General features: G+C 46.0%; 1 protein-coding gene. It reads right to left on the bottom strand.

Annotation, left to right across the window (positions count from 1 at the left end):
* Nucleotides 1–356: 356 nt before the first annotated feature.
* Nucleotides 357–1,482, bottom strand: a 1,126-nt coding sequence (gene mltF, locus R7035_RS25245; protein WP_318146327.1) for a membrane-bound lytic murein transglycosylase MltF, incomplete at its 5' end; no start/stop codon positions are given.

Consider the following 1,482-nt stretch of genomic DNA (forward strand, 5'->3'; position numbering starts at 1 on the left):
AGCCACTGTCTTATTCAAACGCTTTGACTGCACTCTACGTCTTCTCATATCCGAACCTCCTGCAGACAAGACTACAAACACCCTCTCGCGATACAGCGCACGCCGCATCTACTTTGCATTGTGGATGACATTCTAGTGATGGAGTCACTTCAAATTAGGAGAGAGGGAAACCAACCGAACCGACTTATTCCGCAGGCATCAATTAATGGGTATGGACGCTGCGGCAAGGTGTTGACCAATCACGTTTGTATGCACTTACTATGATGACCAGTCTGGTTCGGAACATCGGATTTTAGATAAGTTCTACCTTGGACTCAACAAAAAAGACGAGCTTCACACTCGTCTTTTTTGCGTGTTTATTCTTCTTCTTGGTCTAAATCTTCATCGACTTCATTGGTGACATCAGAGGCACCAGACACTTCTTCTGCAGTGGTTTCCACCGCACCAGAAATAAGCAATTCTGGATTTAGTGGTGGGATAACCTGTAGATCATCCGTATCTTCATCAATGGAAGGCTTTTGACTGACATGCCCAATGATTGATTGGTAGTAGCGTCGAATATTTTCAACGTAATTTCGTGCCTCGTCTCCACGAGCGTAGCCATAACGAGTTTGGCTGTAGTAACGCTTTTGTCGTAACAGCGGTAGTCGGTCTTTTACATCTGCCCATGCGTTTGGATCGCCACCTTGTGTCTTGGTTAGTCGACGCGCGTCCATCATGTGGCCATAACCAATATTGTACGATGCCAATGCAAACCAAATTTTTTCATGTTCGTTAATCGTATCAGGTACGCGAGCGACGATGCGACGCAGGTATTCCACACCACCACGAACAGATTGCTCTGGGTTTAGACGATCGGTTACACCAACACTTTTCGCAGTTGGTAAAGTTAGCATCATCATGCCACGAACACCCGTAGGCGATTTTGCTTTTGGTTTCCAATGAGATTCTTGGTAGGCCAAAGCCGCGATTAAACGCCAATCAAACTCTTCGCTGTATTTTTGGAACAGCGGAGCCCATCTCGGCAACTTATCATCAAGAGCACGAATAAAGGCACGCGTGTCCACGTAGTCAAACGCTTCAATATGGCCAATGTACTTCTCTTCAAGAGAAGCTAGCTCGCCAGATTGTTTGATATTGCCGAAAAACTCAATCAGCATCGCATACAAGCTCTCATCCTCTGAGCGGCGAGTAAACCATGATACTGGTTGATCTTCGGTGAGCTCAAAAGCAAGTGCTAAATCTGGATACAGGCGTTGCGCGAGAGACAGCTCTACGGAATCAGTGACGGTGAAACGCAGTTCTCCGGTCGATACATGTTTCAGTAAATCGCGAGTGTCAGCATCGCCCACGATTTCAAACTGCAATTCAGGATACTGCTTTTTCAATGCCGTCAGTGTCGGAACATATTGTGACTGTTCGACAATTTTCAATGTTTGTGCGCCAGCATTCACGTCTTCTTCTGATTGACTGTCTTTGGAT

The sequence above is a fragment of the Vibrio sp. 1731 genome (genome assembly GCF_033339955.1).
Lineage (GTDB): Bacteria > Pseudomonadota > Gammaproteobacteria > Enterobacterales > Vibrionaceae > Vibrio > Vibrio alginolyticus.